Origin of the sequence: Aureibaculum flavum, assembly GCF_016406085.1 — a bacterium.
In the GTDB taxonomy this organism is placed as follows: Bacteria; Bacteroidota; Bacteroidia; order Flavobacteriales; family Flavobacteriaceae; genus Aureibaculum; species Aureibaculum flavum.
The window spans coordinates 236177-257770 of record NZ_JAEHFJ010000003.1 but is presented as its reverse complement, the minus strand read 5'-3'; the positions used below and the strand labels follow the sequence as shown (position 1 = coordinate 257770).

Sequence of the window (21594 nt, the reverse complement as noted above, 5' to 3'; positions counted from 1 at the left end):
AAATGGTCTGAGAAATTAAAAATCTCAGACCATTTTTTATTCTGGATTGTTTTCTAATAAAGAATCTTTATTACTATATAAAAGTTCAGCTACTTCAATTAGCTTTTTAATAATATCATTAACGTATGAGTAATCATTAAATAGTGATGATGCCATTTCAGGAGTAATCAATTCTTTTCTTATTAAATTGTCTATTGAATGGTTACCTTTTGCTTTATTTTGTTTTGCAGCAGTTTTTAGTTTATTCATTTTTTTACTATAGTTTTTAGTGTCATCTCCTTTTCTAAATCTATAAATAACCCTAAGCACTTTTAAAACCTTTTTTCGATAAAGATTATATTCTTTAATCAAATATTTATTATTTAATGTTGAAGACATGTTTACATTTCTGTTCAGTTCTCTAACATCTTTTATTATTTCTACCATTTTTCTGTTGGCAATTTTTATTTCTGAAATAGTGGTGTTTTGAGATTCTGTTAGCTTCAGTTTACTTTGAGCAGTTGCCGCATAGCGGATTATCTCACCGTATATATATTTAACTTTTGCATGGTATACTTCGTCAATGGCGATATCTAAGTCTTTGGTTGAATTTTTAATTATATTTTTAGGTTTCTCATTAGACTTTATATCTTCTCTATGAATATTGATTCCATGGGCTACAATTTCAAAAATGGCATTCTTATATAAGTCCTTAGATTCGTCTGTTAATGCTGTGATAACTGATGCCGGAAATGCTAAAACGGCTTCATTCAAATAATGAGGTCTTGCTGCATCACTATTAGGTTTATCTTCAATGTATTTTACTAAGAATTGTTCTAGTTTCTTTATAAAAGGTATCATTATAAGCACACCAACTACATTGAAAATAGTGTGAAATAAGGCAAGTTTTAGCGTGTAGTCGGTAGCTGAAATACCAAATGCATTTGCCAAATAATTTACTAAATTCCCTAAAGGATATATGAATGCTAAAGCTAGAGTTGCCGTTATAACATTAAATATTAAATGTGCTATGGCTAATCTTTTACCAGCAATATTTGAGCTGATAGATCCAAGGATGGCTGTAATAGTAGTACCTACATTGGCACCAATAGCTAACGCAAGTGCGTTTTCATATTCTATTTGTCCTGCGGCCAATGCAGTTAGAACTAAGACCAAAGATGCGGCACTCGACTGCAGAAGAACAGTTATAATTATTCCGATACCGGTGTATAAAATAAGACCTAAAAAACCAGAAACCGCATATTTTGTTAAATCGATATCGTTACTAAAAACATCGAAGCCTTCTTTCATAAAAAAAATCCCCAAAAAGAAAAATCCTAAGCCAATAAGTACGTTACCTATCCCTTTAAGGGTATTTACTTTCTGTAAAGAAAAAATTAAACCAAAAATAAGCATGGGCATTGCCAATGCCGAAATTTTAATTTTAAGACCGAAACCTGCTACCAACCAAGCGGTTGTTGTGCTTCCTATATTTGCACCAAAAATAAGACCAATACCAGATGATAAACTTATTAAACCAGCACTAATAAAGGAAATGGTTATGACTGAAACTAAAGAACTCGATTGAATAAGCGTGGTTAGTACTGCACCAGTAGTTATACTTTTATAAAGTTTGTCAGTAGTTTTTTTTAGAATTTGTTGAAGCGGTCCTTTAGTGAAAACTTTAAAGCCCTCTTCTAACATTATCATACCAAATAATAATATAGCAACACCAGCGGCTATGGTTTCAAAATTGGGACTAAAATATAAGGTAATTGCTAAAGCTAATAATAAAAGGAAAAAAAGTGATTTTTTATACATTTAATTAAATCGTCTATTATAGTAGTTAAATTTAAAGAAAAAAAACAATAAATAATGTATGCGATATTTTAAAAAGTATGTTTACTCATTTGTGGTACCTAGTTCTTGGTAATTTTTATGTTGCCTTTTTTGCTCATTAAATACGTTATCATCCACAACGTAGGTCTTAGAAATTGAATCATGCCAGCCCTTTGAACCTAAAAAAGAAATGGGATCAAAAGGTATAATCCTACATAAAGAACGTTTAACAAATACTTCGAACGGTGGTCGTTCTCCATTTTCTAGTACAACCTTTGTTCTGGTAATTAATTTACCGATAGTTTTCTGAGATAGGCTTTCTAAAACAGTATAGTATATAACTAATAGAACTGCAGTTAGTAAGCGGTCAATAATTGGGTTAACGTTTTCTAATTCAATAAGGAAGTCATATAGACCTTCACTGCCCGTTATTTCAGCTATTATATATAATAGAACACCTAACAGTATAAACAACGCATAAAAGAAGCCTAGGTCAATTAAATAATTAAGAAATCTTTTGCCTTTGCTGGCAAACATCTCGTCAGTTACTTTAAATTTTTTGTAGTTTAAAACTTCCATTTCTGCTGAACTAAAAATTAGTTATTGTTTTAACGCATCAATAAGTTTCTTATTTCGTAAAAACTAAAAATCTCGAAACAGGCAACGTTTCGAGATTTTATAAAAGTTCTTGTTACTTTTATTAACTAGTTCATATGTGGTCATATGTTATTAAGATCCGCACATTAAACAATCATCACCTTCATTTTCTTTAGCCAAAGCAATCATTGCTTTATATTCTTCAGCTGTCATTGAAGTGTCATCTGTTATTAAAGGAGATGGCTCCTTTTCAACATTTACAGGTGCTTCAACAGCTGCAATTTGCGTTTTTTTAATTTCCTCTTTTTTACTATTACTCAATGTAAACTGAGTAGCATTTACGGCAGATTTTGTTCTAAGGTAATACATACCTGTTTTTAAACCAGATTTCCATGCGTAATAATGCATTGAAGTCAATTTACCATAATCTGGATCTTTTAAGAAAAGATTTAACGATTGTGATTGGTCTATGAAATAACCTCTTTGACGAGCCATATCTATAATATCTTTCATACTTAACTCCCAAACGGTTTTGTATAAGTCTTTCAGCTCCTGAGGAATTGCTTCAATATGTTGTACGGAACCATTCGCTCTCATAATACTTTCTTTCATTTCGTTGTCCCAAAGATTAAGTTCAACCAAATCTTCCAGTAAGTGTTTGTTCACGACAATAAATTCACCAGAAAGTACTCTACGTGTATAAATATTAGAAGTATAAGGTTCAAAAGCTTCGTTGTTTCCTAATATTTGAGAAGTAGATGCTGTTGGCATTGGAGCAACCAATAATGAGTTACGTACACCGTGTTTTATAACATTTTTACGTAATTTTTTCCAATCCCAATTACCACTGAGATCATCTTCAGAAATATTCCACATGTTAAATTGGAATTCACCTTCTGACATTGGAGACCCTTTAAATGTGGAATAGGGTCCTTTCGCTTTAGCAATTTCCATAGATGAGGTTACTGCGGCAAAATAAAGTGTTTCAAAAATGTCTTGATTGAGTTGTTTAGCTTCATCAGATGTAAACGGCATCCGTAACATAATAAAAGCATCTGCCAATCCTTGAATACCTAAGCCGATAGGTCTATGACGAAAATTTGAATTCTCCGCTTCTTTAACAGGATAATAATTTCTATCAATAACAGTGTCCAGATTTCTAGCTGCTTTTTTGGTAACGTCAAATAACTTTTTATGGTTAAAATATTTCTGCCCTTCTCCATTTTCACTAATAAACATTGGCATGGCTATAGAAGCCAAATTACATACAGCAACTTCATCTTTTGCTGTATATTCCATAATCTCAGTACATAAGTTTGAAGATCGGATAACCCCTAAATTCTTTTGATTTGATTTTCTATTAACCGCATCTTTATATAACATATAGGGCGTACCAGTCTCAATTTGAGATTCTAATATTTTCTCCCATAAATCGCGAGCCTGTATTGTTTTTCTTCCTTTACCCACTTTTTCATAACCTTCATATAATTTCTCAAATTCATCACCATAGGTATCAAATAAATGTGGACATTCATTAGGGCACATTAAAGTCCATTCACCGTCTTCTTCTACACGTTTCATGAATAAATCAGGAATCCACATCGCATAGAATAAATCGCGAGCACGCATTTCTTCTTTACCATGGTTCTTTTTTAAATCTAAAAAGTCGAAAATATCGGCGTGCCAAGGTTCTAAATACATGGCAAAAGAACCTTTTCTTTTCCCTCCACCTTGATCTACATATCTCGCTGTGTCATTAAATACACGAAGCATGGGTACAATACCATTAGAAGTGCCGTTGGTTCCTCTAATATATGAACCTGTTGCTCTCACATTATGTAAAGACAAACCAATACCACCTGCTGATTGCGAGATACTAGCCGTTTGTTTTAGAGTATCATATATACCGTCAATACTATCTTCTTTAATTTGAAGTAAAAAACAAGATGACATTTGCGGTTTTGGTGTACCTGCATTAAATAACGTTGGAGTTGCATGCGTAAAATATTTTTTACTCATAAGCTCATACGTCTCAATTGCTGCATCAATATCATCCAAGTGAATTCCAATAGACACACGCATCAACATATGTTGAGGACGCTCAATTATTTTTCCATTAACTTTTAATAAGTAGGATCTTTCTAACGTCTTAAACCCAAAAAAGTCGTAGTTAAAATCGCGATTATAGATGATAGTAGAATCTAACTTTTCGGCATTGTCTTGTATAACTTTATAAACATCATCAGCAATCATTGGTCCTTTTTTTCCCGTACGTGGATTTACATATAGGTATAAATCCGTCACTGTTTCAGAAAATGACTTTTTAGTGTTTTTATGTAAGTTAGAAACGGCTATCCTAGCAGCTAATTTAGCATAGTCAGGATGTTGAATGGTCATTGTAGCTGCAATTTCAGCGGCTAAATTGTCTAACTCAGAAGTTGAAACTCCGTCGTAAAGACCTTCAATAACTCGCATGGCAACTTTTACAGGATCAACCAATTTGTTTAATCCGTAACACATTTTTTTTATCCTTGCGGTAATCTTGTCAAACATTACTGGCTCTCTCTTTCCGTCTCTTTTTAGTACATACATAGCTCTTTTTGGGAATTAAGTTATTATTTAGTTAATGTGGTTGGTTTGGTTAAAAATCGGCATCAAAACTGATGCTTCCGGTACCTCCAGATTTTACACCAGCTTTTTGGTATTCAGATACTTTTTTCTCAAAGAAATTGGTTTTTCCTTCTAGAGAAATCATTTCCATAAAATCAAATGGGTTTGCTGAATTGTATACTTTTTCACATCCAAATTCTACTAAAAGTCTGTCGGTTACAAACTCTAAGTATTCGGTCATTAATTTTGAATTCATTCCGATAAGACTTACAGGAAGAGATTCTGTAATAAAACTTCTTTCAATAGTAAGTGCATCACAGAGTATTTCTGTAATTCTTTCTTTTGGCACTTTATTTACCATATGATTATTATGCAAGTGCACGGCAAAATCACAATGCATACCTTCATCTCTAGAAATAAGTTCATTTGAGAAGGTAAGGCCAGGTAAAAGACCTCTTTTTTTCATCCAAAATATTGAGCAAAAACTTCCAGAAAAGAATATACCTTCAACAGCAGCAAAAGCGATTAAACGTTCTGCAAAACTTGGACTATCAATCCATTTTAACGCCCACTGAGCTTTGTCTCTAATGGCTGGAAAAACCTCAATGGCTCTAAATAATTGATCTTTTTCTTTTTCATCTTTCACATAGGTATCAATAAGTAATGAATACACTTCAGAATGGATGTTTTCCATCATAATTTGAAAGCCATAAAAGAATTTAGCTTCCGTGTATTGTACTTCAGACACAAAGTTTTCTGCTAAGTTTTCGTTCACAATTCCATCCGAAGCCGCAAAGAATGCCAAAACGTGTTTTATAAAATATCTTTCGTCTTCAGTAAGCTTATTATTCCAGTCATGCACATCTTTTTCTAGATCAATTTCTTCAGCTGTCCATATACTTGCTTGTTGTAATTTATACCATTCCCATAAATCTGGATGTTGAATTGGAAAAATTACAAATCTGTTATCGTTGGGCTGTAAAATAGGCTCTTCTTGTTGCATTTTTGAATTGGTTTTGAAGTTATAGTGCTGATGGAACACTACAGTAAAATTATTTACTTAGTACGGTATCTTACAAAGATTGATTTTTTTAGTGAAGAAACAAAGTCATAATTATAAACAAAACTCGAGAAGTTTTTAACAAATAAGGGTGTAAATGTTTATTGCTCAGTATTTATTTAATATATAAAATGCTGATAAACAGGAATTTAAAATGGTATTAATTCTGTGAGCCTTGAAGTTTACTAGGTTTTTTGAATTCTGCTTAAACTGTATTTTCTAAAATAAAAAAAGAGCCCATTTAAATGGGCTCTTTTTTGTAGATTTTATAATGGAAATATTTTTATAGTTCATACAAGATTCCAGCACCTAAAACAACTTGACTAAAATCACTAATAGTATATTTCAATTCTGCAAAAACACTTAACTGATCAGAAAAAGACCATCTGCCTCCACCACCAATATTAAGCCCCAAAGCATTACCAGTTGATTGACTAAATCCACTTTCATCAAAATAGACATTTGCTCCATTTTTATAACTTGAATAATTTAAACCTGCTAATGGATATACATCTAATTCATCCATCATTATTTCAATTTTATAATGACCGTTAACGTCAACTGCAAATAAATTATTTTTATAATCACTTCCTGATAACCTTGCCGCTGAGCCCGAAAAATAGGATATACTCGGAGAAATGGCAATGTTTTCCATAATCTCTACTTCAGCTTTTACAACTAACCCAGGAGCATTAATTTTATCATTATAACCTAAACCTCCACCCACGGAGAATTGTGCACTCACTGAACTAATACTACCAATTAAGGCGATTGTAAGAACTAACTTTTTAATAATTTTCATAGTTTAGAATTTTTTGTTTTGTACTGCAAATATATAAATTTACCAAAATAACAATCTTAAAAAATAGATAAAAAATTGACACTATTTTGTGATAACTGTAGAACTTAAGGGTTGATGCTATTACAGTTACATGTTTTTAAACCATTCTTCATATTTTTTACCCAAAATTGGGGCTGGTTTTTGTTTACCATTAAGAGCGTTTAGCAAACTTATAATCCACATATATACGATTACAAAAAAGCCTAAAAAACTAACGATCCATCCCAGAATGGGTATAATATTAATCGTACTAAGTGCCAAACCTGTTAAACCCAAACCGAGTGACTGCTTAATATGATAGGTCGCAAAAGGGTCTTTCTTTTCGTTGTTCATTACAAAAGCAACAATTAATCCTATAAGGGTAATGTAAGCTATAATGGCTATTGTTTTACCTTCTCCTTCAATAGTTGTGCTCCTTGCATGTTTTGTTTTTGATTCTGAATTTTCCATAATCTATTTTTATATTTAGTTATTTAACTACTATTTTTTTACCGATAATTCCATTATTACTGCTAATTTTTACAAAATAGACCCCGGAAATTAAATTGCCCAAATCTATTGATGAGGTACTTGTTTTTTCTATAACTTTTTTACCTAAAACAGAATATATTTTTACATTGTCAATGGGGTATTTTGAATTGATATTTAGAATGTTTTCTGTTGGATTTGGATAAACCTGAATATTAGTATCTAATTGAGAACTTGCGATATCTAAGACATTTGAATTAGGAGTGTACTCCGATGCTAAATCATCATCAATAAGTTTGTAAGCAATGATTGAGCCATGTGCCCAAATACTGCCTTCACTATCTATGGTTAAAGCAGAGAGTCCATTAGTTTCTAATGAGGGTAGAATCGAATTGTAATTTCCTAAATTAATATTGGAAAATATGGGGTTACTACTAGTGGGGTTTTCAATTGTAGTTATAATTGCATTACTATTGATTATATATGCTTTTCTATTAGTATCAACAACAATATCACTAAACGTTGTTAGTTCTGTATAATCTGTAGCTTTAAAATCGTAAAACAAACCTGCTTCTTGGTAAATTGCATACGAGTTACCTATAAACCAAACCCCACCGTCCGGTGCTGCAGTCACTTTAGTTGGAGAAGTAAAAGTACCTAAAGCACTTAAATCGTAAGTAGTACTTGTTAATGCTGTAGTGTTAAATTTTTTAATTTCTAGAATACCTCCTACACTTCTTATAAACCATGCATCTTGATTATCATCTACGGCAAAATAAAATGCTTGTTCGTACCAATCTTCATCTAAATTATAGGTTGTTAAAAGTGCATCATCTTTATATACATCAATTTTTTTATCACCACGATCAAAAACCCATATTTCATCTGCTACGCGTTTTATATCATTAGCTTGATTAGTGCCTACTTCGATTGAACTGGCATTTGGGAAATCAATTTTTCGTAACTCACGTGGGTTTCCACCTTTTATAATTGCTTTGTCATCATCATCAATTGCTGAAGCGTTTCCTAAATTTTCAATAAGAATGGATTGATGGTTATCATCTCTATCTCTGTGTACAACAATATCATCATAACGATTAAACCACCAAACGCCACCGTTATTATCTGGAAAACTATTAGTAAAACGTCTATTCATTCTATTAGACAAATTTCCTTCTTCATTATCATTTCGTCCGGACCAAACGTCGTTATCATTGATAATGACTTCAAAATTATTATTGGTACCGCTAGAACCATCTGATGTTGTGAAATAAAATTTGCTGTTTCTATAGTAAACATGGTTTGGGTTATACGTTATTGGAAAACCTAAAGTTGTTAAATCGGTTTTTGGTAGTAGTGTCCAGTTTGGTGTAGCATTTTCAATTCTTAATTTAGCCAAACCTGAATAATTTTGTCCAACAGCCCAAATTAACCCTGATGGATCTATAGCGAGCTTATTAAACTTAATGTTTATTAAGGCGTTATTTGGTGTTGGTATTTGGTATGAAGTATAGGTTTCATTGGTTATATCAAATTTTACGATACCTCCATCATTATTAGAGCTAGTTGCCATCCATAAATCGTTGTTGGCATCGAATTGTAAATCGTCAACACGGTCAAAAGGTAAACTTGGAGTTGTTGTAGCACTATAATGTGTTACTGGTACTGAATTTTGGTAATCCGTAATGTTAATTTTATAAAGCCCATTGCCATTTCCTAAATAAATATGGTTGTTATTATAGATCAACTCTATTGAATTACTACCAATGCTTATATTTCCTAAATCTGCAACCTCTGTGATTACATTGTCTACTTCACTATATTTAAAAAGATATGTTGTGTTTCCGCTAGTTGCAAAAGCCCAAGTTAAATTTCTATCCGTATCATATACAAATTGTTGTGGATATTTATTATTAGGGAAATCGACAGATGTAAAGGTTTTTAAGTTTCTGTCATATACATAAAAAAGAATACCTCCATTGGATGCTTGTAACACTACTTTACCATTTGGTAATACAAAACCCGTTCTTAACGCTGGTAAATAGGTGTTTCCCCATAATGGGAAAGCAATATTTGGTATGTTTTCCCAAGAGTCATCCGTGTTTCTTATAGACAAGCCATAGCGGGTTACATAAAACTCATCTTCATTAAAATAATTTGGAAGCATTTTAGTTACACCTCTATCATTCAATCCATAACTACGCTCTACTACGCCTAAATTATTGGCTCTATCACAAAAAGTGAGTTTTCCAGCGGCTTCCGGAATAGTATTACCGCATTGGTTCATGTAAAATGAAAGTTTGGTGCCTGTGGTAAATGCTTCGGTTTTTGTGATTTGTGCTTCTGCTAGTATTGAATTTAGTAAAGCAATAATGAGTAGTTTTGTTTTCATGATGTTAATGTTTACTTAGTAATTTCTTTTGTCACTTTTGTTTACTACTTACTTTAAATTCACCGCGAGTAATAGGCTGTTATTGCGTCTTAAATGCTTTAAATTTCACGTCTGTGACTACTAATTGATTCGTACTATCTTCCATTCCTTTATCAAAAGCGTTGGCTGTAAAAGAAAAAGTGCCTTCAAGGTATTTTCCAGATTCTGTGAGCTTACCGGTAAAATCAAAATTATCTGGTAATTTCCAAGTAACTTTTTCGTTTTCATCTTCTTTTTCAACAAATCCATATCGCTTTATTTTCTGATCAGTTTGATCATTATTGTTTTCAATAATTAAATTGAATGCAAACTCTGAAGGGTCTGAGTTATCTGCAGTAGTTAAATACGTTTGATTGTTCGCTGTAAATGTGACTACTTTAACAGAACTAGAAAATTCTTCCCCATTTATTGTGGCAGTTAAAAACGTACCCCAATTATTAGTGTTTGTTGATTCATCTACTTTAGTGGTACTGTTTTTTTTGTCTTCTTTGCATCCTATTGCTGTAAGTAATAATAATATGATTATGATTGGTTTTTTCATGTTATTCTATAGTTTTTACGTAATACGCTTTGCTTCCTTCTAATGTCAGCCTGTTATTTTTCGTTATTTCTGCATAAACTTTTACTTTTTTACCAATACTTTCATTGTCTTCAGTAAATCGAATACCTGTAACCTTTCCGCGTTCTTTTTTTCGATAGCTGGGGTCTCTTTTTCCGTATGTAATGGCAATCCACCATTTCTTATCTACCTCAATGCTACATTTACCATCAACCCAGCAATCGTTTTTAGCATTGGTAATTATTCCTTCAAATTTTACCGTTTTCGAATCGACATTTTTTGTGATTACAGTAGTTCATTGATCTTTCAATAATTTTTCTACATTTAGTTTTTGAATATATTTCCATAACTCTTCTCCATTTATATTCCCTGCCGAAGCGGTAACAAATATTCTGTCTTCAACTTTGTACAATAGGTTTGTGGCCTTTTCTTTTTCGTTATATTGTGTTACATAAGGTTTAATATCCTTGTCACTTTTATCCTTATTTTCCATTGCATAAGCAAAATTTATCATGTTCATATCATCAGGGCTCTTAGCACAATCAACCACATAAAGTTCTATTTCTTTTTGTTGCGATTTGTTAGTATAGATTAAATGCAAATTGTTCTTGTTTTTAAATCTTTTTGGTGGATTACCATATTCTTTGGTAGTTATTGACAAATCATCTAGTTTATTAGGTGCCCATTTTTCAAATTGTTCTTTTGTTAAAGGCGTTAAACTGTGTAGTTTTTTGGCCGTTTGTATTTTCTCATCTTTCGCTATTTGCCTCAAAGTCCATTTTACTTTTTTATTTTCAGGAGAAATTTTGGTAAAATGAATCTTACTGGGTTGGATGGCTTGGGAATCATCCTGATTATTGTATTGAACGGAGATAAGATTTTCTTCAATAAAATTCCATCCTTTTTCAAATTGGATGTCGGTGCTAATATTGGCGTAAACAGCACCTGTTCTAGAATTTGTTTTATCACATTTCTCTTTGTACGGAATAGCTCTATCAATATAAAACCAAAAATAGTTGTTACTATCAGCAACGCTATCCTTAGTACTGTCATTATTACTTGACATTTTCTTGTCGCTCTTAGGTTCTAATACGGCTACATTTATTCCATACTTCTTTATGAAAATAGCGTTTGTTTTTTGCGAGTAAACATTATCAAAAGGGGTTTCTTCAAATACATCTCTGTCTTTACAATCACTGGATATTTTAAACAACTGATGAAAATTATGATGTTGTAAATTAATACTATCATAAAGTGCTTTAATATCAAAATTTGGCATATTGAAATGAATGGTACCGTCGGTTGTGATTTTACCTAAACTGATTTCCTTTCCATTTGGCTGCTTTTGGACTAAAATTAGGGTTTCATGCGTATAATCTAATGGTCCGTTGAGGTTGTTTTCAACCTGTGGTAAAGCGGTTTGTGCTTGTTGTGCATTGCAAGACTGGAAATAAATTATAATGAGTAGAGTTATTAAATAAGTTTTAGTTTTCATGATTTAAGTTTTAATTATTGGGTAATAAACATACCAAAAGCTCCCGATGCAATAACCGTATTTTTAACCAATGGCACAACGGTATCGTTTTTCCAGTATCTAGCAACATTATTTATTCCGTTATTCTCGAAACCGACTATGTGTACGTCATTTCCTATTACGGTTATTGCTGTAGCATCAGCATGGTTCGTGCCATCGGTTAAAGAGGTGACTACTCCATTTTTCCAGTAGGTAGCTATATTTTTTGTTCCGTTATTTTCGTAACCTGCGACATATTTGTCACTCCCAACCACGCTCATAGCAATGGCTCTAACATTTTTTGTTCCATCGCTAATGGATGTAGCTACTCCATTTTTCCAATAGGTAGCCACGCCCTTTTTATTCGAATCTTCAGAACCTACCACGTAAACATTATTACCTACCATAGTGATACCGTTTGCATAAGCATTGTTTGAACCGTTGGTTAAATATGTTGCCACTCCATTTTTCCAGAGGGTTGCAATTCCATTTGTTCCGTTAAACTCATAACCTGCTACATAGACATCACTACCTACTACTATTATGGCATTGCCAAAAGCAGGTCTTGTGCCATTGCTTAAAGAAGTAGCCACTCCATTTTTCCAATATTTAGCAACGGCATTGGTTTCATATTCATAACCTACAACATATGCATCATTGCCTATTACACTTATATCTGTAGCGTAAGCATTATTATTGCCATTCGTTAAAGCAGTAGCAATGTCATTTTTCCAATACTTTGCCACATTTTTTGTTCCATTAGATTCAAAGCCTACATTATACACATCATTATCAACTACAATTATTGCGTTTAAATAAGCTCCGTTTGTGCCATCTGTTAAATGCGTAGCCACTCCATTTTTCCAATAGGTGGCTATTTCATTTTGTCCATTATTTTCATAACCGCAGACATAAACGTCACTTTCAGTTTGTGGGTTGATATTAGGATCTTCTTCATCACAGCTTACCGTAAGTATAGTTACTAGTAAAACTATTAGGATAGTTTTTATTTTAAATGTTTTCATATTTTTATTTTATTAAGGTTTTAAAACCGATAACCTACAGAGATTCCGCCACGAGTAGCAGGGTTCGTAGAAACATAATTTATTCTAGATGGGTCCATAGCATAACCAAAATTGATATCGATGGATAGGTTTTTTCGGCTTACTATTTTTAAACCAATACCGATGCCTAGTCTAAAAGTTTTATATTTTTTAAAAATGATTATCGACATTGTGTCTTTAGAATCTGGAGTACTTTCAAATTCTTTACCGGTGGCATACATTGCAAAACCTTCTATAAATATACCTTTGGCATATTTTTTTGATAAAAAATAGCGATAGTAAGGTGTCAATGAAAAGTATCTGGTATAACTTATTTCAGGTTCAAAAAGTTTTCGTTCCTTGGCTTTTAATGGTTTTAATTTAATTAACAAACCCATGCCTATACTTTGATTTTCGTTTAATAGGTATTCATAAGACACGTCAGCGGCTTTATATATTATTAAATTAAAAGCGTTTACTTTTATTTCGCTATGAGGTGTTTTATTAATACTGTCTTGTTGAGCTACCCCATTTATGGTTAGTAATACTATTAAAATGAATAAGCACGTTGTTTTCATATTTAAAGCTTTTTTGCTTTAAATTTTCCTTCGGTAATCGTTTTTGTTGAATCGTCGATAACAAGAATACCTGTAAATGAAAACGTACCTGCTATAAAGGTGTCATTATTTTCGGTTATTGTTATTGTGCCTGAACCCAATTCCTCATTTGCTGGCCACCATACTACGGCTGTAGTTGTGATTTCTTGATAAAAAAGCGTTGGTGTCTCACCTGACCCTGTTATAAATGTGCCTGTAGAAGGTGGGTTTTCTATTACTAATCCTATATTTTTATTATTACCTATTCCAGAAATAGTATAATGATCAGTTTGGCCAAGTACGGTATTAGCAGTAACTAAATCTGCTGAATAATTTAAGCCATCTACCATAGCGGTTAAATAGTAATTGTCATCGCTTTTAAGTTTATCTTTTTTAGAGCAACTAATAACTAATACTGCTAATAACAGGATAAATGTTGTTGTTTTAGTAAGTATTGTTTTCATATTTTTAATTTCTTAATCAAAAGTATGACTGATAGTTGTAATTATTTTTTAGAATTATACGAACTGTAATGAATAGTGTATGTATGCAACTTTAAACTGTACAAAGCTTGTTTTTACCGTGTATACGGTGTTTCTTACCATTTATACTATGCCTATAGCTCTTTTAAATTAAAACATGGAAATTAGTTGATAGTAACTTATTATGTTTATTCTATGTTTTTTCTTGAAATTTTGAAATCTGTAACTTACCGACCTTGCATGGTGATCCGGCTCGTTGTATTTTAGTAATGCAATCAGTACCTTGGTTTAAAGCGGTAATGTAATTTAACACGAGAAAGGGCTTTTACCCCCCATTAAGCCAATAATAGTTTCAAGAGTTCCTGCTGCGTCTCCTATTTTACCAAAAGAAAATTTTAAAATTTCTAGTCGGATATTACAAGCTAATTTTTGCATTGTTTTGATAATTTCTTCATCCATTCCTCTTGTATCCATAACAATAATACTTTCGCTTGCAATTGCGTATAATTTAACTAATGTTTTACCCAAAAGTCCAACCACAGCGGTTGATGGATTTACTAATCCTGCTAAACCAGCACCGAGTAAAAGTATATCGATGACCTTACCAAAATCTTCCAATTGCTCTTCGAAAGTGTCACCGCCGCCGCCAGACCCGTCTGGTAATATTCCATATAACTCTCCAGATCCATTTTTTAATAGCCAAAATGATTTTGAGCTTGCTCCTTTATCAAAAATTGTGGTATATCCATATTTGCCCCTCAATACATATTCATTCCAATATTGGTAATCAATATTGTCGTTATTGATTACTTCTTTTATCCAACCCTCAATATTTGCAGATTTTGAATCTATAGTGTTCGTATCTTCTAGTAAGGCATACGTACTTTCCTGAAACAACGAACCTTCTCTAACCGCTAATTGTGCTGTTTTCTTAAGTGTTATACTAAAACGTTCACTTTTATTCACCGCTATTGTTTCGTAGAAAGAAGTTGGCAAATAATCAAACGTAAAAACAGAAGGTTGGTTTAGACCTACCATATTTTTAAGGATACACATTCTATATCCTGTAGGATAGGTTATAGATGTTGCAGTGACTTGGTCTTGTAAAGGAGCAAGCATAGGTAATAATATACTAGGAATGTGGACGCTACCCTTACTTAATTCTTCGCTGGCTTTTTTAATATTGTTCTCTAAATAAGCTTCACCCCATTCTCTGTTGGATAATTTTGATTTTAATACATCTGATAACGCTACGGCCATTGTTGGTCCTTCTCCCTCTACTGCTAGCATAATGCCTCCTAAAAACAACTCTTTTATAGATGCAACATCTGTATTGTCTGGCTTACTATAATAACCTGCAATTGGATCCCAACCTGCCAATACTCTTTTAATAGGTGATTTGTTTCCAACCTTTAACTCTAGATATACACCAGCAATGCCATTTTTTTGTTCCATTTCAAGTTTGGGAACCGTATAGCTGCCTGTAGCTTTTAGTCGTTCATTGTCTATTGTTACTTCTACGTTATGCGGGTTTGTTTTATCTGCTGATGCATAGGTAAAGACATAAGGCGGTAATTCCATTTTTATAATATAATTCTTTATCTCATCTAATACTTTATCTTGATTTTTTGCATTCAGGACTATTCCGTTTGTTATTTCGGCCATTTTGTTAAAAGATTCCAAACGAGTAGAGCTGTCATCATATACATTCAGAATAATTGCAGGTGGGCCTGAATTGTAAGTCTTAAGGTTTTTCTCTAGGAGTTCATCATCATTATCACCGTCTGTCGCAAAAAGAATTAAATCATAATTGGTCTGGGACGCTTTTAATAACCAAGTGAATAGTGAAGATGGCGTTTTCCAGAAATCTATTATGGCAGCAGGGTAGCTCTCTTTTATTTTTTGTTCTAAAGAGGCATTGAATTTTTTCATTCCTTCCTTTGCATAAGCTGCTGGCATACTTCCCGAGCCATCACTCAGTACTAAAATTTTTGGTGTACGTTGATTATTTTCAAGCAAAGCACTTATAGGCTTACCATTGTCTGTAATTTTAAAATCTCTAGCAGAAAGGCCTTCAATCATTTTATCGGCGGCATCTCTAGCATCAATACTTAACTTTACAATAGGATAACCAGATGCTGAAGGAATAACAGTCAGTCTATGAACTTCTTTTTGCAACTGTGGCTGTGGTTTTGCTAGAATTTCATCACCATTGGCTCCAAAAGTTTTACCCTCTACAATCGGTATTCTTTTGCCGTCTATAGTAATAGGGTCGGCTATAAAAGAGCGTTCTTGAACATATTCCAAATCTTTGTCAATAGCTTGTAATGCTAAGGCGGGCGTAAAAACCCGCATACTTCCTATTGAAGTTACAACTTGCTCTTCTAAGCTTAGTCCGTGTAAAAAACTAAGCTGTATTTGCTTGCCTACAAGTTCAGTAGCATTCCATTCTCCTTGAATTAAATCTCTTACTATTTGATGATCAATAGTATCCCGATACGTAATTTTTAAGCTTACCTTTTCTTTATTTTCTTTAACGGCTTTTGCTTTGCTTATTAGACCATTTGAAGAGTTATGTTTTTCTCCAAAAGGCGTTTTTGGGTCAAAAAGATGTGCATACTGTGTTTTGTTGTTGTGTGTGAATTCAACGGTTGGGGTGGCACTATTGTCCCATTTAAAATTAAATTCAGTACCAAAATCGTCAATATTGGGTATGGATTCAATGATTTTATCTCCTAAAATATTAGCATCTGCAGTGTAATCTTTTATCAATTCTTTTTGATTTGGTTCTTTTGATGAACCGCCCATTTCTTTTTCCCAACGTTTAAATTGACTGTTGGAAATATCTGGTTTAAAAGCTCTGTCTATTGGTCTATTAAAAAATGAAGGCACATCATTTTCTGTAATGGCGGTATTTTCATAAACCACTTTAGATGAAATACCGGCTTTGGTATACATCTGAGCCAATAAATCTGCTTTTTCTCGTGGCGTTGCCATACCACAACGCAACACTGCTTCCAATCCCCATTTATGCCCGTTACCCAAATCATAATTACTAATAGCATTTGTAGTTGTGGGAATGAGAGTAATCTCATTCTTTACAAAATTATACATCGCTTCTAGATCCTTAGAAACGATTAAATCTTCTACACGTTGGGGTAGAAAATCTGGACTCGTTTTCAAAGCTTCTAGCATTTCTTCCCAAACTTTAAAGGGGGATAATCCAGAACCTTGGTATTCTATCTTATTTTCACAACTGCTAAGCATAAACGGAGGTAATGAAACTGCAACGCTGGCTAGAGCAATTTTAACAAAAAAATCACGTCTACTGGGTATTTGGTCGGTTTTGGCTTTTTTGTTCATTACATTTTATGTTTTTGCGAAAGACATTGAATTTGATACCTTTGTTTTATGGTCAAATTTTTTAAATATTCTCTTGTACTTATTACTTGAAACTAGGAAGAGCAATAATTCTTATTTCTTTTTTTGTTTTACTGACAACCTTAAATTTAGTGTTGTATAGATTAAACTGATCTCCAAGATTAAATTGATCTCCAGGAATAAAGTCATCCCCAGGGCTAAACATATCACCAGGTAGAAACATATCGCCTGGAAGAGACTGGTCTCCAAGAACGATTGGTTGCTCTATAGCAAAACTAATTGTAGTGCCACTAGAGATTTTTTTAGGGTCTAGTTTGTGGTTACTTTTTCCATAGAACATAATGGTGTTTTTATTACGTTTTGATAAACCTATTTTATTTTTTTTATTATCATTTAGTACTTCGATTAATTCACCACTTTTTTGATTAAAAACGGCTATAATTGTATTGGTTTCTTTCTTTAAGGGATGTTTCAGTAGTTTTTTTAATGGAATGTTAAATGTTCTAAATTTTTTATTAATTACTGTAAAACCTGGAGCTGTTGTGTATGAGCTATACCCATTGTGCTTTATTGCTACAATATACCTTGCGGGTTTTAATGTTATTTTATAATTACCATAACTATCTGTAGTAACCTTTTGTGTAATTGTGCCATCTTCACTTTTAAAAATAATCTCTGCTTTTGATATCTTTTTACCTATACCTTGTGTCGTTGTTTCTTCATAAACAAAACCTTGATTACCTCCATTGATCAGTTTTAAAATTTTTGGCTGATTTTTATTTGTTTTAAAGCCTGTAGGTATTTGGGCATATGTATTTATAATTCCCATTAGGAATAATGACAGAACTATCGTGTTTTTTGTTTTCATGATTTTTATATTTAATTATTACTCGCAACTGGTTTCGTTAATTTGGGCTTTACTTTCTTCTAAAGCCTTTTTCCAATCAGCTTGATTAAGTGTAGGTACACATTTTTCAACATCTTTTAGAGCATCGATATAGTTATTACCTGCTTTTTTTAAATCATTACAATTTTCTGGTGTAGGATCAGTACTGTACGCTGATATGGCATTACCATACGCAGTCAGTTCATCTTGAACTTCTGTAGTCCAATTGTTCTCACAATTATTATCGAGTTTCAAAACATCAGTTGGGTCACAACTACTTATTAAAAAACCTAAGGTAAGGATGCCTGTTATTAATAGTAATTTGTTAATTTTTTTTAAATTTTTCATAATGGTATTGTATTTAAATTGAGATTTATTTTTGAAAGGTTAAGATTCTGCTTTAGTGTTGTTTTAATAAAGACAGTTGTTTATAAAGGTAAAAATTGAAGATGTTTTAGTAAACCAATTCAAAACGGTAATACAGACGTACATAAGTTTCCTTATTATTAGCACCATATTCTAAATGACCAATTAAAGAGTTGTTAGACCCTTTTTTAAACCACATGACATCACCAAAAGCACCATATTCATGCATATCACCATTTCTGCCGCCTTTAAAATAGCTTTTATCATATTTGCTGCTTGTTGGGTTTTGAAGGTAGTCTATGACTTCATGAATTTTTACGTCTATAAGGTGTTGTGAAGCAATAGTTTTTATTTTATAAGTATGATCTTGAAAAAGTTTGAAAATATTTTTTGTAAACCAATTATCGTTTGAGCCATCATTCTCCCCTAGATTAGTGTAGAACTGAAATTCTGCATATTTATCTTTTATTTCTTCAGGCGTAATTTCATAAACCAGAGAGTTGTTAATAAAATGGTTTTCATCCCCTTCTCTAACATGTGTCTGCCAAGCATTAAAAATAGAACTGGATTCGTCTTTGACGTGGTATGATTCTCCTGTATTTATAATGTTTTTACCTACATTAATTTTCTTTTTAATTGCAAGTTTTTGTTTTCCTTTAGTTGTGTAATGAATTTTTTGCTCAAGAACAAAGTCGGCTATATTATCACTATCTCTAGCTTGTATAGATTTAATACGTGTTAAGGTTATTTTTAGGCGTATGTTATCTTTTGTAGAAGAAGGAACATTATTTGCTTTTTCAGCAAACGAAAGCCCTTTCCAACCATCTTTACCAATAGTACCTGTTTTGTCCACTTTTTTTGCACCAATATTATAACGGTAATAGGTATTTCCTTTAAAAAAGTAGATTTTACCATTGGTATGCCATAAAGCAGCATCTACATTATTGGGTACACCTTTCCAGCTTGCACTGATAGCGGCTTTTTTGTCCATTTTATTCGTTGAGCTATTGTAACGGTAATAGGTACTGCCTTTAAAAAAGTATGCTTTGCCATTTGTATGCACAACTGCAGCGTCTATGTTACTAGGCATACCTTTCCAACCATCTATACCTATCTTGCCCGTTTTATCGACTTTGCTAGTGCTAAAATTATATCGGTAATAGGTACTGCCTTTAAAAAAGTAACCTTTACCATTGGTGTGTAATAAGGCAGCATCAATGCCATTAGCCAAGCCTTTAAAATTGCCATTAATAACAGCACTTTTTTCTAATTTATTTGTAGACAGGTTATGCCTATAATAGTTTTTATCTGTAAAGAAATAGGCCTTGCCTGTTGAGGTTTTTAATGCAGCTTTTAATTGTCCAAAATTTGCTGTCAATTTTGTAGTCTTTAATTTATCCTCTTTTGTATCACTAGTAAATGACATAAATACTACAACTAAGCTTAGTAGTATTGCTAATTTTATTTGCTTTTTCATAATTTTGTTTTTAAGAAATAGATTTTTGATTTGGCTAATTATTCCCTGCCCATTTCCATAAGAGATTTGTATTTATTTAAGTTTACAGTAAAGGGTCTTATATTTAATCAACCAACTCAAAACGGTAATACAGACGTACATAGGTTTCTTTTTTATTGTCACCAAATTCTAAATGCCCTATTAAAGAATTGTTAGATCCTTTTTTCATCCACATTACATCACCAAAAGCACCATATTCGTGCATTTTACCACCCCTACTATCTTTAAAATAGTTACCGCCATATTTACTGCTATTTGGGTTTTGTAGATAGTCCAATACTTCGTAAATACTTACTTCAATATCGTTTTTGTTAAACTTAGCTATCTTTTTTTCATCATATTCGCCATAAATTCCAAAACCAATGCTAATTTCTGAAAGAACAGTCTTTATCTTAAATTCAGCACGTTTATCAATTATTTCTTGAGGTGTAATTTCATAAACCAAAGAGTTGTTAATAAAATGGTTTTCATCTCCTTCTCTAACATGAAGGTGATGAGAAAGCCCCATCATATTAATAATAGTACTGTATTCCTCATCTGTGTTTATTATGTTTTTACCTACTTTAATTTTCTTTTCAATTACAAGTGTTTGATTTCCCTTGGTGTTATAATCTACTTTTTGATCAAATTCGAAATCCGCAATATCATCGCTATCTCTTGCCTGTATTGATTTAATACGGGTTAGGGTTACTTTTAAACGGATGTTGTTTTTTGTAGAAGCAGTGGTATTACTTGTTGATTCAGCAAACGAAAGCCCTCTCCAACCATCTTTACCAATAGTACCTGTTTTGTCCACTTTTTTTGCACCAATATTATAACGGTAATAGGTATTCCCTTTAAAAAAGTAGATTTTACCATTGGTATGCCGTAAAGCAGCATCTACATTATTGGGTACACCTTTCCAGCTTGCACTGATAGCGGCTTTTTTGTCCATTTTATTCGTTGAGCTATTGTAACGGTAATAGGTACTGCCTTTAAAAAAGTATGCTTTGCCATTTGTATGCACAACTGCAGCGTCTATGTTACTAGGCATACCTTTCCAACCATCTATACCTATCTTGCCCGTTTTATCAACTTTGCTAGTGCTAAAATTATATCGGTAATAGGTACTGCCTTTAAAAAAGTAACCTTTACCATTGGTGTGTAATAAGGCAGCATCAATGCTATTAGCCAAGCCTTTAAAATTGCCATTAATAACAGCACTTTTTTCTAATTTATTTGTAGACAGGTTATGCCTATAGTAGTTTTTATCTGTAAAGAAATAGGCTTTGCCTGTTGAGGTTTTTAATGCAGCTTTTAATTGTCCAAAATTTGCTGTCACTGTTGTAGTCTTTATTTTATCCTCTTTTGTATCACTAGTAAATGACATAAATACTACAACTAAGCTTAGTAGTATTGTTAATTTTATTTGCTTTTTCATAATTTTA

At 32.6% G+C, this 21594-nt stretch carries 17 protein-coding genes; all 17 read right to left on the bottom strand.

Annotated elements, in window-relative coordinates; translation table 11 throughout:
- Window positions 1–36 precede the first annotated feature (36 nt).
- A complete protein-coding gene (locus JBL43_RS07060; protein ID WP_198840757.1) occupies window positions 37–1800 on the bottom strand; it encodes a Na/Pi cotransporter family protein in 1764 nt (587 codons plus the stop codon).
- Window positions 1801–1881: 81 nt separating this feature from the next.
- A complete protein-coding gene (locus JBL43_RS07055; RefSeq protein WP_198840756.1) occupies window positions 1882–2397 on the bottom strand; it encodes an RDD family protein in 516 nt (171 codons plus the stop codon).
- Between the two features lie 150 nt (window positions 2398–2547).
- Window positions 2548–5007 (bottom strand): ribonucleoside-diphosphate reductase subunit alpha, encoded by a 2460-nt coding sequence (locus JBL43_RS07050; protein WP_198840755.1) that lies wholly within the window; start codon window positions 5005–5007, stop codon window positions 2548–2550.
- A 49-nt stretch (window positions 5008–5056) separates the two neighbouring features.
- Window positions 5057–6028 (bottom strand): ribonucleotide-diphosphate reductase subunit beta, encoded by a 972-nt coding sequence (locus tag JBL43_RS07045; protein WP_198840754.1) that lies wholly within the window; start codon window positions 6026–6028, stop codon window positions 5057–5059.
- Window positions 6029–6368: 340 nt separating this feature from the next.
- On the bottom strand, window positions 6369–6887 hold the full coding sequence (locus JBL43_RS07040) for an outer membrane beta-barrel protein (RefSeq protein WP_198840753.1): 519 nt from the start codon (window positions 6885–6887) through the stop codon (window positions 6369–6371).
- Between the two features lie 126 nt (window positions 6888–7013).
- Complete coding sequence (locus JBL43_RS07035; RefSeq protein ID WP_198840752.1) at window positions 7014–7376, bottom strand: DUF4870 domain-containing protein; 363 nt, start codon at window positions 7374–7376, stop codon at window positions 7014–7016.
- Window positions 7377–7395: 19 nt separating this feature from the next.
- Window positions 7396–9786, bottom strand: a complete 2391-nt coding sequence (locus tag JBL43_RS07030; protein ID WP_198840751.1) for a T9SS type A sorting domain-containing protein — start codon at window positions 9784–9786, stop codon at window positions 7396–7398.
- A gap of 79 nt (window positions 9787–9865) precedes the next feature.
- Entirely contained in the window at window positions 9866–10366 is a 501-nt protein-coding gene (locus JBL43_RS07025; protein WP_198840750.1) for a hypothetical protein, read from the bottom strand.
- Window positions 10367–10679: 313 nt separating this feature from the next.
- Window positions 10680–11879, bottom strand: coding sequence for a hypothetical protein (locus JBL43_RS07020; protein ID WP_198840749.1), 1200 nt, complete (start codon window positions 11877–11879; stop codon window positions 10680–10682).
- A gap of 14 nt (window positions 11880–11893) precedes the next feature.
- Complete coding sequence (locus tag JBL43_RS07015; RefSeq protein ID WP_198840748.1) at window positions 11894–12922, bottom strand: hypothetical protein; 1029 nt, start codon at window positions 12920–12922, stop codon at window positions 11894–11896.
- A gap of 20 nt (window positions 12923–12942) precedes the next feature.
- Window positions 12943–13518, bottom strand: a complete 576-nt coding sequence (locus tag JBL43_RS07010; RefSeq protein WP_198840747.1) for a DUF3575 domain-containing protein — start codon at window positions 13516–13518, stop codon at window positions 12943–12945.
- 2 nt (window positions 13519–13520) lie between these two features.
- Window positions 13521–14000, bottom strand: a complete 480-nt coding sequence (locus tag JBL43_RS07005; RefSeq protein ID WP_198840746.1) for a DUF6252 domain-containing protein — start codon at window positions 13998–14000, stop codon at window positions 13521–13523.
- Between the two features lie 324 nt (window positions 14001–14324).
- Window positions 14325–17381 carry a vWA domain-containing protein gene (locus JBL43_RS07000; RefSeq protein WP_198840745.1) on the bottom strand — a complete coding sequence of 1019 codons (3057 nt, stop codon included), beginning with the start codon at window positions 17379–17381 and terminating at the stop codon, window positions 14325–14327.
- A gap of 82 nt (window positions 17382–17463) precedes the next feature.
- Window positions 17464–18267, bottom strand: coding sequence for a carboxypeptidase-like regulatory domain-containing protein (locus JBL43_RS06995; RefSeq protein ID WP_198840744.1), 804 nt, complete (start codon window positions 18265–18267; stop codon window positions 17464–17466).
- A gap of 18 nt (window positions 18268–18285) precedes the next feature.
- Window positions 18286–18633 (bottom strand): hypothetical protein, encoded by a 348-nt coding sequence (locus JBL43_RS06990; RefSeq protein WP_198840743.1) that lies wholly within the window; start codon window positions 18631–18633, stop codon window positions 18286–18288.
- A 106-nt stretch (window positions 18634–18739) separates the two neighbouring features.
- Window positions 18740–20128, bottom strand: a complete 1389-nt coding sequence (locus JBL43_RS06985; protein WP_198840742.1) for a hemopexin repeat-containing protein — start codon at window positions 20126–20128, stop codon at window positions 18740–18742.
- Window positions 20129–20231: 103 nt separating this feature from the next.
- Entirely contained in the window at window positions 20232–21587 is a 1356-nt protein-coding gene (locus JBL43_RS06980) for a hemopexin repeat-containing protein (protein ID WP_198840741.1), read from the bottom strand.
- Window positions 21588–21594: the final 7 nt, after the last annotated feature.